Here is a 17,137-nt window from a genome sequence, read left to right on the forward strand (position 1 = left end):
CGTGACTATGGTTGGCAGGGGGGAATCGCGAAGATTTTTTGTACCCAGAATAGTGACACCGCTCTACGTCATGCTGATGGTTCTTTTGCTTTTAGTGTTGAGTAATCCTGCGGGTAGTGACAGCGTTATTTCTGGCTGTCAGGTACTGAATGAATCAACGGTCTATGTCCTTGAGGAGGATATGACTGTTTCTGGAACGTGTTTTACCGTAACAGCCGATGACCTTACCTTGGATTGTCAGTTGCATAGAATTACCGGAAATGGGACTGGAACGGGCGTCTCATTTTTTAATAATTCTCTGGTTACCATCAAAAACTGTGTTTTTGAGCAATTTGATACAGGATTGGATGTCTATGAGTCGTTTATCCGCGTTGAAACGACATTACTTGAAAAATCCAATCGCGGTATACTTACCCGTGGCTATTTTTATGTTGACGCTGAGTTAAACTCATTTCGCAATAATACCTTTAACATCGAGAATACGAATGAAAGCGTGCTCTTGGAGGCTCAAAACAATTGGTTTGGGTCGAATGATTCTGCAGTAATTAATGCATCTGTTTCTGGAAATGTGAGCATTCCTTTTTGGCTTGAAGAAGATCCGTTCTCTGATAATGACCTTGATGCTGTTTTTGACTTTGTAGATAATTGTAATGTTGCTAATCCCAATCAGTCTGATAGTGATTATGATGGGCTTGGCGATGTCTGCGATAATTGTATCATGGACTACAACCCCTTTCAAGGAGACCTTGATAATGACACTATTGGTGATGTTTGTGATTATGATGCAGATGATGATAGCATTTGTGATTTTGGCCCCTCGCTTACTGAGCCACTCCCGGAGAATGTTGCTCGTGATAAAATGATTAATGCCTCAGCCTTTGTAGACCCTTATGTTCCGCTGTTTGCTGTTGATGGGGATAACACCACATTCCTTGCGCTCGTTGGGGAGCCTCCTCAGTATGTAACCATTGATCTTGGTCAGATCATTCCTCTTGACCGTTTTGTCATTGTGTTTAATGATTCTTTGTCACGCTTGTATGACTATACGGTTGCGCTTAGTGAAGATGGCAGCAACTTTAGCATGGTCATAGCAGTCTCTAAAAATGAGGATGTACGAAATGATATCTTCTTTAATCTCACTCCTGCACGGTTTTTTCGACTTACTCTTCTTGATTATGACTTTGATGATGATGATGTGCGAATCAATGAGATTGAGTTGTACAGCTCTTTGCTCTTATGTCGAGGCGGTCAACAAGAAGAAGACGTTTGTCCCACCATAGCAAATCCTGATCAGAACGATAGTGATGATGATGGCAGAGGTAACGAATGTGACAATTGTCCTTTTGATGATAATCCTGACCAGGATGATGCAGACCTTGATGACAAAGGAGATGCGTGTGATCAGAATTTATTTTTATTGAACTCTGTGTATGATCCGCTCACTGAGGAAGCAAATATCTCTTCTCAGTTTCTAACAGCTGAGGACACCGGGTATTATGTTATTCAGTTCTATGGTTTTCTGACGCAGAATCAGAGCGAAGAACTTGAGGGAATTGGTGTAGAATTTTTAGAATATATTCCTGACAATGGGTATATTGTGTTTTTTGATCCGCTCATCAAAACTCAAATCCAGAATCTTTCCTATGTTCGTTTCCTTGGTATTTTCCAGCCTGCCGATCGGTTGAGTTCAGGACTTTACCGAATTATCAATGAGGCATTACTTGAAGATAATGAGACGCTTAATTTAACCATCTTTACCTTCCAGCATGTTCAGGAAGTTAATGAAAGCATCACTGGGCTTGGAGCAACGGTTCAGTACGTTCTCAATGATTCACTTGGTGTTGAAACTGAGGTGAAGAACATTTTGAACATCTCCTTTATCCCTGATGTTTCATCGGTTACCATTTTACCCGCCATTGAGTTCTTTGGATTTAAGACCCCTCTTACCCTTGGTGTCCGAAAGAGTGCTGTTATTGGTAAGAATCAGAATTTTTATGGATACGAAGGTGATGGACAAGTCATTGGCCATTTAGATACAGGAACAGACACCAGTCATGCTGAGTTAGGTGCGAGTGTTATTCCTAACGAGGATATCCCTTTTTCAAGGGATTGTAATGCACCTAAGAATATGGAGCCAAGAGGTTTGGAAAAGAATAATGGTGAGGATCCTATTGGGCATGGAACGGCTACAGCAGGAGTTGCTGTCGGAGCAGGAGTGTCTGGAATGAATTATAAGCAGGAGTCCATTAGAGGAATTGCACCTCTTGCCAGTCTCTATTCAACAAAAGTTTGTAATGCAAACGTCCTCAAAGAACTTCAAAGAACATTATTTACCGGGCGTTTTCCTGAGGATGATGTGATCTATGCATTTGACAATTCTTACGAACGAGGAGCAAGAGTTTACACGAATAGTTGGGGTACTGCCACTGGCCCTTCGACCTTTTATTATTGTAGACGTGTGCAAAAACTTACTGAACCTAGAAATTATGATGTACGGATAAATCGTTTTGTTTTTGAAAAACAAGATTTTCTTCCATTTTTTGCAGCCTCAAACACAGGAAGAGACTTTGAAGACACATTAAGTTATATTCCTCTTACCGATATTTTATTATTTAATGCATTTAAATGTTCAGTATACGAAACTTCTCAAGAATTTGGATGGGGAAACCTTGCAAATCCTGGGGTCGCGAAGAATGTTCTGACGGTTGGTGGCTTAGAGCAGGAATTAAAAGGGTGTGATGGTGTAAGGTGGTTTAAGAAAGAGAATGCTTTTGAGAGAGATGATATGTACGATGCTGAGAGTTGTCATCGTGTTGATAGTGACACAGATCTCTGGGGTGGCTCAAGCAGAGGACCTACTCCAGATTTGCGATTAAAACCTGATGTTGTTACTGTAGCATCGGGAAGATTTATTGTAAGATCTAGCCAAATGGACGATGAGGTTAGCAAGCATTATGTTTCTACACTTGGTGGTGACCCTTACTACTTAGCAGCTCAGTACCATTTTGGGCCACAATATCGTGTTTCGTATGGGACCAGTTTTGCGACTCCTGCGGCTGCTGCAGTTGGTGCTCTGATTAGGGAATACTATCAGAAGGAACAAACAGTTGAAAAACCAAGTGCTGCGCTCTTGAAAGCAACGGTGATTAATGGAGCACAAGATGTACCAAATAGACTCATTGGGATAGGACCCATTTTTGGGGCAGATTATCAGGATTTGTATAGTCAAACAGGGTCAATTCCTAATTTCCGTGAAGGTTGGGGGAAAGTGAATTTCTCGAATTCTATCAAACCGTGTTGGCCGTACCAGTGTTTACGGTATAAAGATAATGAGATTGTTGAAACAAAAGTTATTTTTCCCTACCGGTTTTCTTCTGATCGTGCCATGGGAATTACGTTTACGTGGATGGACCCTCCAGATTCCTCTTTGACCTCCAGGAGTCTTGTTAATGAACTTGAGCTTGAGATGACTTCTCCGACAGGAATCAAGTACAAAAGCACATTCAATAACTTTAATGAGGAAGGTGAGTCAGTTGATGAGTCCGCTAAGGATTATTGTCGTCTCATTTATGTAGATCAAGACACTATTACTGATGAGGATCATGTTATGTTTAACATCAAAGCATCTGCGTCATCTCCACTTAGATTAAGATGTAACGAGCCAGAAAAAGTAAAAAGTAATGTCAAACGGTTAATCCTCAAAGAACCAGAAGATGGATTCTGGAATATTACTATTAAAGGAAAATCAGTTAATCCTTCCTTTACTCCCAATGGCCAGAACTTTGCACTTGTCGTCAGTGGTGTGAGAGGGATTGATGCAGCAAATGAAACTGACAATGCCACTAATTTCTTTCCGTATGGTAATCTGATTTATGCTTATGGTCAGGGACTTCCCAGTGAAACACCTCTTCAGTTGGTTGTTGTCGCCAACCGTCATGATTTTGCGTGGGATTCTACTCAAACTATTTCAGAATCGTCAAACAAGAATGAAGCGGTGAATGGCTTTACCCTTTTTACCTACGAAGAAACAGCAACAACTGATAATGTTAATGGAACTCTTCCCAAAAAAACCTTACTTTGGGATCCCAATACACCTGGAATCTTTCCTGATCTCACAAAACTTCAAAAGGCAATTTTTGATGCAAAAGGACATTTCAATGTTTTTGTTGACTTTGGTGAGAAAAAAGGGGTTGTTGAGCCTGATTTTGGTTCTATTACCTATGATGTCAAGGAAAAAGATCCTCGTACCCATGAGGTAACGAAAAAAGATTCATGGAAGAGATACGAGGATGTGGTTGATTATCACAAAACAGTTGGTTTTCGTATTGGCTATGCAGGTGCATCACACTCTCCAAATGGAGGTTTTAATGACTTTGATGATGAGTTCTCATGGGGGACATCATCAGAGATTTTTGCCATGGGTGTTGGCTTTGAGCCAAAAACAAAGGTTGATCTCTATGTCATGAAAGATCGCAATTGGGAGAATGGTGACTCACTCCAAGGTTCGATTCGGTTCGTGGATGATGCTTCGATAGGAGATGAGGGAGAGTTAGGTGTGGAAATCTGGGATGATATTGACCGGAAAGAGGTTGGCTTTTATGATCTTATTGTTGATGTGAATCAGAATGGTATTTATGATCCAAAAATGGATGTTATTGATGGACGCTCTGATCCTGGATTTAAGATAACGTGCCAACCTGAAGAAGAGATATGCGGAGCAATTGCATCCTCCTTTACTGGTGGTGAACCTACCGACGCCTTTGCAGAATCAAATGCAGTTGCAGCGAATTTACATCTATTCAAAAAACATACTGGAGAAGTTCGTGTCTATACTGTTAAACAATTTACGGTGATTAGAGCGGGAATACCCCTTGAAGATGTTTCTGAGAGTGTTGAAACCTTGGTAGTTCCTCCATCAACTGATTTTACCAAAACCCTCGACCTTTGGAAGGCACAAACAAAAAAGGAATTGGGAGGATATGAAATTGTTATTGATGTGGATGAAAAAGAAACACCGGGATATGGTATCTTTGATCCAGAATTAGATATCTACGATCCCGATGGTTTTGTTGTTACCAATGCGGTGCGTGAACAAAAAATTGCCGTTGATAGCAAAGGAAATCTCCATGTTGCAGGTCGTCAAGTAGTAAAAGAGGATGAATCGGGTATGTTTGTCACCCAGGTTCTCTATGCCAAGATACCTAAGGAACAGCGAGCAACAATCGATCTTGAACATCCTGATTTGTTTGCTTGGAGTAAGGATAAGTCTATTGTCTTTACCACGGTTGATGAATCTTTCTATTATCTTACTCGTTATGTTGATATCGCAGTAGATGCAAACGATATCCCCCATCTTGTTTATATGAAGGAAAGCAAGAACATTGCATTCAGTTTTTTGATCTATCTCAAGCTCAAATTTGACATTGTCGATGACAAAGAAGTCGTCAGTATAGCAAAGCGAGAGCCTATTTACTACAAATGGCAAGACTATATGGAAACCCGTCTTAACTATCCAACCATTACCATTGATCCTCTTACCAATGAGCCAGTTATCTCTGCGCGGGTTGCCATGCAGTATCCTGATAATTTTTACTTTGGTTATGTTTATCCTGTGTGTCTTACCGAGAGTGGTTTAAGATCCATGTCGAGTGCTTTGATGGGTTATTTTGGAGGCTTTTTCATCTATCCTTCTTTTAGTGGATTAATACCAAAATCGACTAAATTTACTGGACAGTCTCTTCAATTGATTAAACGTAGTGAGGGATATTCGGGGTTTCCAGAATGGCCAGGTGATATAAACAAATTTCCTGAGTCAGCATCTCTCTACAGCGGTGCACTTGTTGGTGTTACTACCTGTGCCGGTGCACCTCTTATAAAAAAAAGTCCACCGAACTGGCAGTGGACAACAATTGATGAGACTTCTACGCTCGGCGTTACCTTTGATTTCTCAAATGCGTTACTGGATAATGAAGGAACGCCCCATGTTCTCTATAGACGATACGAAGATACTTCGGAAGGGACTTTTAATCAAAATACACCTCAACGATTGTTCTACAAACAACTGAGTGGTGATTACCCTTATCTCCAGCAGAAGGTTTCAGAGAATGTTCCTGAGCCATGGGTTCCTGGTATGGACATTGATGATAAAAGAACGGTTCACACGGTTTGGGAGAGTGAGGATAAGGTGTTTTATAATGAGGTAACCTCCGAAAAAGTTGGCAAGCAACGTCTTGTTACCTCTTTAGAGAAAAGACCGCAGTATCCATTCACCCTTGCAAAGCCACAGCTCGGTGTTGACGCACAAGATATTCTGCACATAGCGTATGTGAGGAGCAAAGACAATGATCGCTATGATGAATACTCATTAGAGTACATCAAAGGACAGCAGAAAGAAGACAAAGTAACCTTTGCTGAACCAGTCTTACTTGCTGACTCGACAACCTTTCCGGTATTAGGGTATGGTGAAATTGCTGAACCTGCCTTAACCATTAGTAAATTGGCACGTCCAACTGATTGGACTGATAGAGTCTTTGTCACCTGGGTTGAAACAGCACAATTTACCATGGTCAAAATGAGAAAAACAACACCGCATGTTGTTGTTTTGATTGTTGCAGGCGGCATGGATGATGACACACTTTTCAGCCGTCCTGAGAAAATTCCTCGTATCCAACAGCTCTTGGATGATACCAATGGTTACCATTCCCGTATATCTTCTTCTGTTTTAGGGACAACAATGACCTCTCAGGCAGATTTCTTTACAGGCCTTTATCCCTCAAAGCATTTTATTATTGGTGATAACTTTATGCGAGAAGAAACAGATCTAGAGTTTGTTCCGTTTGACCATACTCCCTACACAACAATTGATACACTCTGGACAGAGAAGGGTGTTATGACCTTGTTTGATTATCTTGCAAAAAACGAGAAGCACAGTGCGGCTCTGCCGTCGCTCTACAGCAAAGGGATTACTCAGATCCCTCCTGATTTTATGATGATGCCACTTGTTAGTTTCATCAGTGGTGCTGAGTTTGGTCAAGAACACAGAAAGTTTTATCTCACTAATCTGAAAAACAATGATGCAAAGCGTTCTAATGATGCTCCAGATCTCATGGTTATCTATCTCCTCACAAATGATTTGGGTGAAGATCGTGGTGTCTGGGAAGAGGGAATGACTCCAGAAGAAGAACTCAAAACCATCGATCCCAATGAAGTTGACAGCCAGATTGGAGAAATTATTGATGCATTGAAAACAAGCAATCTTTATGATGATACTCTCTTTATTATTACCTCAGATCTTGGATTGAAAAATGTTGAAAAGGACTCTTTTCATGCATTGGCAAATTGGGATTTAGGAGATTTACGAAAACCTGAAGGCCTCGAAGTTACTGATCTTTTCCTTAATGGATTCATGGCCTATTCCAAGGATGGTTTGGACGTTGCACGAGTTTTCTCAAATAATAGTCGTTATATTCAGGAAAGCAGCTGGTTTGGTACCCTACAAAGAATTTTACTAAAGCAGGATGGTATCTATCAGCGCTATTATTACGATGGCGCCAATGATGTCTTTGAACCTGCAAGTGATTTCTTCTTACCATTCCTTATGGGAAATCCTCCCTTTGCTGAGAGTCCTAACATGATTCTCATTGCTTCTCAGGGATATTATTTCCATGATTTCCCTCACTATGCAGCCTATGGTCATCTGTCTTGGCTACCCTTTGTGGTTGCTGGATCGGGGTATGATCTCTTTGTACGAGGAAACAAAGATCTCGCAAAAACACTTCGTTCCATTGATGTTACTCCTACTATTGGCTATTTTGTTGGTGGTCAATCTCTTGTTGACAAGATGGTTGGTATTGACGGGAGAAATGCATTCCAGCCAGAGCTTGTCATAGAGGGTGGGTCTCCTGTTGACTTCCATCTCTATGATTCTCAGGGAAAGCATACAGGGATAAATGAGTTTGGCGATATCGAAACCGAAATTCCAGGCTCTGATTATCGTATAGATCCAACCACCAACAAAAAAAAGATTACCGTGCTCCAGTTTAACGAGAGCTATCGTTTTGTCGTAAGTGCTTACGCCTATGGATCATTTAATGTAAGTATTCTGCTGATGAATGAAAGTAATACCATTTATCTTACCTATCCATTAACCAATGTATCCAAGGATTCAGTTGCTCAACTCGATCTTTCAGGAAGTTTCATCATGAATCTCGATTATGATGGTGATGAGATCTTTGAGACTACTATTCAACCACTGAGGAACATCATTGTTGAGCAATCGACGATGGATCATACGGCATACGTGACTATTCTATCACTCCCAACATATGATCTTGCCGCTCTTGATCTCACCGATGCAACTGACGTCTTACTTACCCTCAAGACAAAAACAATGTCCATCAGCGATGGGAGAGTTACCATTGAAAAAATAGCCAACAACAGTTTTGACGCTCCTTCTTTTTTTACCATTGGCAGTCTCTGGCGGGTTAATATTACTGATAATGTTCTAACAAATGCGAAGAAAATAAATCTTACCATTCTGTATCCTGAATATGAGCTCATCCCGCGACATCTTGCAGAATCCTCCTTAGCGCTGTATGATACGCAGACTCTTGTGAGGTTGAACGGAAGTGTTGATCCTCTGAGCAATAGCATTACGGTCTCACTTACTCGATCAGGGAGCTATATCCTTGCATCGACAGATCAGACGCCAATAATTCATGATGTTCTTGTTTCTCCGCAAATAAGCAACATTCCTGAACAGATGATACGTGTGGAAGCAAACATAACTGATGATCATGGCATCGTGAGCGTTATCGCCATGCTTGAAAATCGTAGCCAGGAGATGGTGTACAATGGTATTACTGAAAGATATGAGGCATCCCTTCCTGGGCCATTGCTTCATGGAACTTATCCACTGACGGTTATTGCCACTGATGACACGAATAACACGATGAGTAAAGAATCTTCTTTTATGCTTGATCTTAGAGCACCTCTGCTAACGATGATATCTCCAGAAAATATCACCTATCTGACCAACAGTATTGATCTCAGTTTTTATACTGATGAAGCTACAACAATCAGCTATACTCTTGATAATGAACCACAAATTCCTCTCAATGCAACACGATCCTTTATTCCAGTAACCTATCCGCTTATTATTCTCGGAGGCAATCATTCGCTGGTGCTTTCTGCTGCAGACCTCTTCAACAACACACAAACCGTGGGTGTGAATTTCTCAGTTGCGTTCCAGAATGCAAAAGTTTCGGCAATAGAGCTTCCGCTTTATGAGAGACCAAATGAACTCTTCTCAGTCAAAGCAACCATCGAGAATACGATGATGGAGAACCTCACTGACCTCGAGGTTCAACTCCTGGTTGATGGAAACCTTTCAAATGCTGTTCGTGTGGATCTTCCTGGAGAATCTTCAAAAGATCTCTTTTTTAGCGTTTTGCTTTTAGAAGGAAGACCAAATATTACGGTAAGCGTAGTTCCTGCGTTGAACGAAACCTTTGTGGAAGATAATACCCTCTCTAAAGAAATCCTTATCACGCAGAAGGTTCCTGTTCTTCTGGTGAATGATGATCCTAACAGTAATACCACCCTGTATACCAAACCCATTCAGGAATCAGGAGGATTAGGGTATGATGTTGTGGTGCATAATAATACCGCAGGAATGCCAACAGCAGCAGTTCTTGATATGTTCCGGATTGTTGTTTGGGTGACGGGTGTTGCTAGTGAACAATCCTTAGATCCGTATGAACAGGCACGCCTTCAGCAGTATCTTGATACGGGGGGAAACCTTCTGGTCTTTAGTAACCGTTTAGGACACGAGAGAGGAACGACGGGTTTTTATCAGAATTATCTCTCTGCAGCCTATCGAAGAGTTGCACCCACAAAAACCATTGAAGGCGTTTTCCGTGATCCTGTGGGAAAAGGATTGCTCTTCACGCTTACAGAACCAGGCGAAGAGATCCAAGCACTAGCTCCTGCAACTGAATCACTGGAATATTCCAACGCAGATGGTGCAGCAGTTAAGTATGAAGGAACAACCTTCAAGACAGCTTACTATACCTTTGGGCTTGAGGACGTTCCAGATCCACTGACCAGAACAACCTTAGTTGAGCGAACCTTTGCCTATTTTGCGATTGATTTTATTCCTCCGACCATGACGAATAAACAACCGGTGGATAATACTTCGTTTGCAATTAATACCAGCTCGGTTATGCTTTCCTTAGCTACTGACGAGTCTGCAACATGCCGGTATTCATTTATCACCACAGAATACAGTGCAATGCTCGCTTTCAATGAAACCGGCGAAATTAACCATAGAACAGAACTCACGAACCTCTCTAATGGAGCCTATTACACTGTTTTCCTGAACTGTCGGGATAAGCATGGTAATCAAAACAACAAAGAGACCATCCTGTTCTTCATCCACAACAGAACATTCTTCCCTCCTCAGCTTGAACCTCTTCCTGATATGAACATTGCTGAGAATGAAACGCTGGCGATCCTGCTGAATGTTTCTGATCCAGAGGGAGATCCTCTGAATATAACCATAACTGATCATGAAGTGTTTGGCTATGTTCCTTTGGCAGATCGCTTTGTGCTTACTAACACAACCCTAAGTTTACAAACTACCTTTGAAGATGCAGGACAGTACCAACTGACCATTCTTGTTACTGATGGTTTTGCTACCGTGGCAACAACCTTTAGCCTTGTCATTGAGAATGTGAACAGGCCTCCGGTCTTGACTCCGTTAGGTAGCCAACATCTTCTTGAAGATACGTATTACTCTGTTACCGTCGAAGCAACAGATCCAGATGGTGAGGATCTTATGTTTGCTGATAATGCAACCTTCTTTACCATCCATCCCATTACTGGAGCAATTTCATTGACACCAAAGCAGGCCAATCTTGGAGAGTATCTCGTGAATATTACGGTTACTGATGGCCAACTTACGGTCTTTGAGGTAGTTCCCTTTACGATTACCAATACCAATGATGCACCGGTTATATTGTTTATACCACCTCAGCGAGTACAGGAAGGAACCTCCTTTATGCTCCAGGTAAATGCAAGTGATGCTGATGCTGATAATATTCTCTTCTCAGACAACACCACCTTGTTCAATATTTCTTCTGAGGGAATTGTTTCTTTTACTCCTACGAATGGGGACGTTGGAAACCATCTTATTACAATAACCGCGAGTGATGGATTGAGCAATGACACCAAGCTTCTCAATCTTGTTGTTGATGTATTAAATCAACCACCTCTTTTCCAAATTATTCCTACGGAGATCTATGTCATGATGAACAGCCTCTTAGAGATTAATGTTACGGCTTGTGATCCTGATCTTGATCCGGAGTGTGTCCCATGAATAATCACTCGGATCTTTCGGCAACGCAAACCGTACATCGGAAAATGACCTGGATGATTATTTGTATCGCTCTTCTTGCTGTACTTCTCACCGGATGCATAAGCATCCAATCCATTGATCAACCTGAACGACCTACCTTAGGCGGAAGGGTTATTACCCACCTTCAGGTATTCTCTAATGGAACCGACAGCCAATTTCCTTGGTTTGCCGTTATGGTTCCTGAAAATTGGAGTGTTCTCAATGTATCCTACATTGGCGATCATGAAGGTGTTATTGATTATAATGGTTATATCGTTGATAATGTGAACAGTTCCTACCCTCCAGAAATGGGTTATTACTGGTGGGCTGGACAAGGACAACAAACAACCTCAGATGGCAATGATTCGGTAAACGCAACTGTTTATCTCCAAGCAGGAGGCTTGTTTGGTGAGTTTTTCCTTGATTATCGTGTTGGTGATAGTTACAGTGCATGGACAGATGCATCATTAGACAACTCTGTGAACTACAATGCCAGTATTGCTCTGTTCCTTGATCCCTTGTATCCAAACCTCAATCAAGATATCTTAGTTACTGCTGCTATTCTCGGTGACTTTGATGATCAATCAGCTGTTCTCTCGTATAGCTACAATGGAACTAATGTTACGAATATCTCAATGGAAAACAAAGGGAATTATACTGGACTCATACCAGGACGGTCCGAGACAACGACGGTGTATTTTGAAGTAATTGCTTTAGACTCCCAGAATCAAACCGGTAGTTCAAACCTTGAACAGACGGTTATTGATGGAGATCCGCCTGTTTTTGGTCAGCCCGAGACAATACCAACACAACCCAATGTATTTATCCCTGTTGATGTGGCCATTGTGATTACTGATAATGTTGGAATAGCAGATGCTACACTCTTCTTTTCTTTTGATAATGTTACTTTTCAGGAGACAGAAGCATTGCCAGGATCAGAGCAAAATGGCTCAGACCCGAACACCTTCACGGGAATAGTTCCTCCAAGTGGTAAAACCGGCGATGTTTTTGTTTGGTTTAATGCTACTGATCGTTCAGGCAACACCAACACCAGTCCTTCCTTTTCCTATTTTGCAGATGGTGATCTCCCCCAGATTACCAATGTAACCTATCCATCCCTAGCTACCGTCGATGACACCATCACCATTAGCGTGGAGGTTATTGATAATCTGAATGTTTCAGCAGTCTATCTTAATTTTTCACTTGGTGCGGATTACCAGCAACAGCAGATGAATTCTCTTGGAGAAAATCATTACACAACAACCGTTGATCTTGAACGAGCGACAGGCAATATGACTTTCATGGTTAGTGCTGAAGACATCGCTAATAATACAAACACTACCGATGCATTTACCATTATTGTACTCGTACCAGAGATAGACGTTACACTTTCTGAACAAAACCTTACCACTCTCGTCGGAGAGAATCGTTCCAGTACTCTGACCATTCGGAATAACGGTATGACCAATTTATCAGTGATGATAAGTACACCATTTCTTTTATCGTTTGATGATCAAACAATCGTGACTCCGTTTATTGGCATTGGTGATTATGCTGCACGTCATTATGGACTTGATCTTTTAGGAAATGACAGCTTTGGCCAACTAAGCTACCTTTTTTCGTTAGGACATTATCAGGGTGGAGTTGGTGTTGGTGATTTTGATAATGATGGTGATTATGACGTCATTAGTGGCAATGGTGAATATTACTACGGCTTTATGTATTTTATTGAAAATCTTGGTAATAAAAGCTTTGCAGAGCCTCAGCCTCTTGGCTATTCATTTCTTACGGATGTATATACCTTTGACACTGCGACGGGTGATTACAACAATGATGCTCTTCTTGATTTTGTTGTTACTGGTAACAGTGATGATCTTTACCTCTTCCTTGGCCAGGGAAATGGAAGCTTTGTCCAGATTCTTCTGACTGATGATGCTCCTGGTTCTTCGGGCAGAGGGAAAGATGCTGGTGACCTCAACAACGATGGAAACCTTGACTTTATCTATGGTGAGTATTCAAATGGAGGTATTTATGCCTATCTAGGAGATGGCAAGGGAAATTTTACCGAAACATTCCTCTTCAACAGTACAACATCGAATCCTTCAGGAGTTGCATTGGCAGATATTAATAATGATTATCATCTTGATGTTCTTGTTCTTGATGCAACAACTGATGTCCTGCATCAGTATCTGGCGCGAGGAGATAGAATGAGTTTTACCCATCAAAATTCTTCGTTGTTTCTTTATTCAAGCACTCCTGAAATTGATGCGCTTGATCTTGATGATGATGGAGACCAAGATCTTGTAATCACCGGCTCAAAAACAGGGTCATCCATCGATTATTACAAGAATAATGGCAAGGGAAATTTTACCTTCAACCGAACCTTGGGTTATACGAATTCCAGTGTCTTTGGTCTTGGCATGCCTGAGCTACGAAATTACCGTTATCTCTCCCTAGAGCCTCAAACCGAGCAGACCATTGCCTTCTCATTGGATACAACATTACCGTTTAATGGCATCCTTCCATTGGTGTTTTCATCAAATGATCCTAAGAATCCGTTACTCACGATGGTGCTTCAGGTTACCATTCAGGATGTTGTTAATCCTTCGCTGGCAAACATTACTGTACTGCCACTTGAACCAACTGTTGATGATACCATTGTTCTGAGCGCTCAGGCCATTGATGAAATTGCCCTTGATGGAGTCTTGGTTAATTACTCCTTTGGAGAAGGCTTTACCCTTGCCTTCATGGATAGCCAATCAGATGATTATTATAACCTCACTCTTGATCCTTCCCGAGCTGTGGGAAATCTTAGCTTCCAGATTATTGCTGAAGATCTTGGAGGCAACCAGAATGTTTCGTCTTGGATGACCTTGCCTATTCTTGCTCCACAGATATCTAATGTGACGCCGAGCGAGGTTGACTTTGGGACGCTTGACATTGGTGATGAGGTGACTCAACAATTTTCTCTGATGAATAATGGCACCTCGGTGTTACGAGCAACGATTGTCCTCCCCTCGTGGCTGAATTTTACGACAGGCATTACGCCTCAGGACAAGTTTATTGTGGTAGGAGATGAAAACAAAGGACATTACCTTTCCATGGTTTCTGAGAATGGCAGCTTTGGTCCCTTGACACGGTTCCTTACCTTTGGTGATAATCAACGAGGCCTTGGTTTGGGTGATTTTGATCTTGATGGTGATCTTGATGTTGCTGTTGGTAATGATGACACTACGTGGATCTATCTTGTAGACAATATTGGCAATCAAAGCTTTGACGAGCCTCGTACCGTGGGGACACCCATTTATTTAAGTGGTGCTACTGAAGATTTTGCCACTGCTGATTTTAACAATGATCTTCTTTTAGATTTCGTGGTTTCAGGATCTAATGATGATCTTTATCTTTACCTGAATAAGGATCATGGCGACTTTGAGCAGATCCTCATAACCAATGATGCTCCTGGGAGTTTTGGGATAGGAAAGGATGCGGGAGATCTCAATCGTGATGGCTATCAGGATTTTGTTTATGCAGGAGGGTATGAGCAAAAGATTTTTGGTTATTTTGGTGATGGTCATGGGAATTTTACTCCTCACCCCTTGATTGATCTTGGATCAACAAATACATGGTCGTATGGTGTTGTTGTTGCTGATATTGACCATGACGGGATTCTTGATATTCTTGTTCAAGGAGGTTTAAACACGTCGTTTAAACTGTACCGTGGTCTGGGAGATGGATTGAGCTTTCGCTTTGCAGGAACTCTTTTTGACACTGGCCAACTCGGCGGTGCCGATAATCTGGATGTTGATCATGATGGCGATGAGGACATTATTGTTGTAACAGACTACAATCGTGAAGTGAGATATTACCAGAATACAGGGAATGGCTCGTTTCAGTATGTCCAATCTATCGGCCTTACTGATACCAATGCTTATGGCTTGGCTAGCCCTGGGTTCTTACGGAGTAATCACATTGTTGTTCAGCCAGGAGAAGAGTATGTGTTTACCATTGCAGCAGATACTTCTATGACCCGAGCAGAAAATACTACTTTCCTCATTCGCTCCAATGATCCCCGTAATCCTGAACTTGAGATTCCTGTTTCCTTAACGGTTGTTGACGATGAATCTCCCTTGCTTTGGAATATTACTGTCTTGCCCGAGGTTCTGACTGTTGATGACCAACTAGAAATTACTGCCATGAGTACTGATAATGAGCTTGTTCAAAACCTTACTATTACCTACTGGCTCAATGATGAATCAATAACAGACACTATGCAACGAGCAGGTCATGATCTTTTTACGTACTCTCTCCCCTTGAAGCGAGCATGGACAGATTTCTCTTTTGCAATTACTGCAACGGATAGGTCTGGCAATCAAAACATCTCTGAGCTGTTCGTGATGCCTGTTTATGCACCGAATGCTACGTTATCATTGGAGCAGCTTGATTTTGGGTTGATGAACATCGATGATAATGTTACTCAAAACATGACCATTACTAATCTTGGCGATAGCACACTCCTGTTTAGTTTGACTCTTCCGTCTTTCCTTACGCTAAATCTGACGGCAATGAACCGTACAACTGACTTTGCTCTCACGGATCCCTTTGTCCTTGTTGGTGACTCTGGAGGAACACCTGCAAACCATTATATTGGGTACCTTCATGAAAATGATTCCTTTGATCCATTGGTTGGTGTTCTCAAGTTTGGTAGTTATATTTATGGATTAGGGACTGCTGACTTTGATGAAGATGGTGATCTCGATTTTGTAACGAGTTCGACGAACTATATGTACTTTGTTGAAAATCAAGGGAATAAAAGCTTTGGAGTACCGCGTCAAGTAGGATCTTATCTCTCTGGCTTTTCCTATGCAACTGATCTTGCAGTTGGTGATTTTACCAATGACGGCCATCAGGACTTTGTTGTTACTGGCTATAATGATGATCTTTATCTTTTTACTGGCTACGGCAATGGCAGCTTCATGACTGTTCTCATAACCAATGATGCCCCTGGGAGTTATGGCAGAGGAAAAGATGCTGGTGATCTTAACAATGATGGCAACCTTGATTTTGTTTATGGTGAAGATTACGGCAATGGGATCTATGCCTTTCTTGGCAATGGCAATGGAAGTTTTAATCAATCTTTGCTCTTCACTCTAGAAACCTCTCCGGTAGGTATTGCTGTTGCTGATTTCAATGGTGACAGCTTTCCTGATATTCTCGTCAGAAAAAGGTCAGATGAGTACCATCTTTATACGCAGGAACAAAACACCCTTGTCTTTACTGATCAAGGTATAGCCTTCCGTGAATATTCTGGAGCTGGTCTTGATGATTTTGATGTTGATTATGATGGATGGCCGGACATTCTTGTAAGCCGTGGCTCTTATGATGATGCTGTCTATTATCGTAACAATGGTAATGGAACCTTTACCAAGAACCAGACGATAATTAGCACCAGTTATTACCCGCGAAGTTTGGCCATGCCTGAGCGACGATTTTATGCTCTCGAACCTTCTTTGTCGCTTACACTTCCCTTTACTATTGATACCTCCATACCTCTGGACATCAATGGAAGATCAGTCATTGTTGCATCGAATGATCCTCTTCATTGGCGAGTGGATGTTCCCCTTTCAGGTATGGTTAAGGACATCGTCTATCCCAGCCTCTTTAATATTACGGTACAGCCAGAACAGCCAACGGTTGATGATAGTATTCTCATTACCGCACAGGCAACTGATGATTCAGGTATTG

The 17,137-nt window shown here is 41.6% G+C and carries 2 protein-coding genes; both read left to right on the plus strand.

Annotated elements, in window-relative coordinates; genetic code table 11:
- Window position 1 precedes the first annotated feature (1 nt).
- Window positions 2–11,377, plus strand: coding sequence for a S8 family serine peptidase (locus tag HYW21_08550; protein ID MBI2549373.1), 11,376 nt, complete (start codon window positions 2–4; stop codon window positions 11,375–11,377).
- The coding region (locus tag HYW21_08555) for a VCBS repeat-containing protein (protein ID MBI2549374.1) at window positions 11,374–17,137 on the plus strand (5,764 nt) is incomplete at its 3' end. The genes HYW21_08550 and HYW21_08555, both read left to right, overlap by 4 nt.

This window comes from Candidatus Woesearchaeota archaeon (assembly GCA_016187565.1).
Taxonomy (GTDB): domain Archaea; phylum Nanobdellota; class Nanobdellia; order Woesearchaeales; family JACPJR01; genus JACPJR01.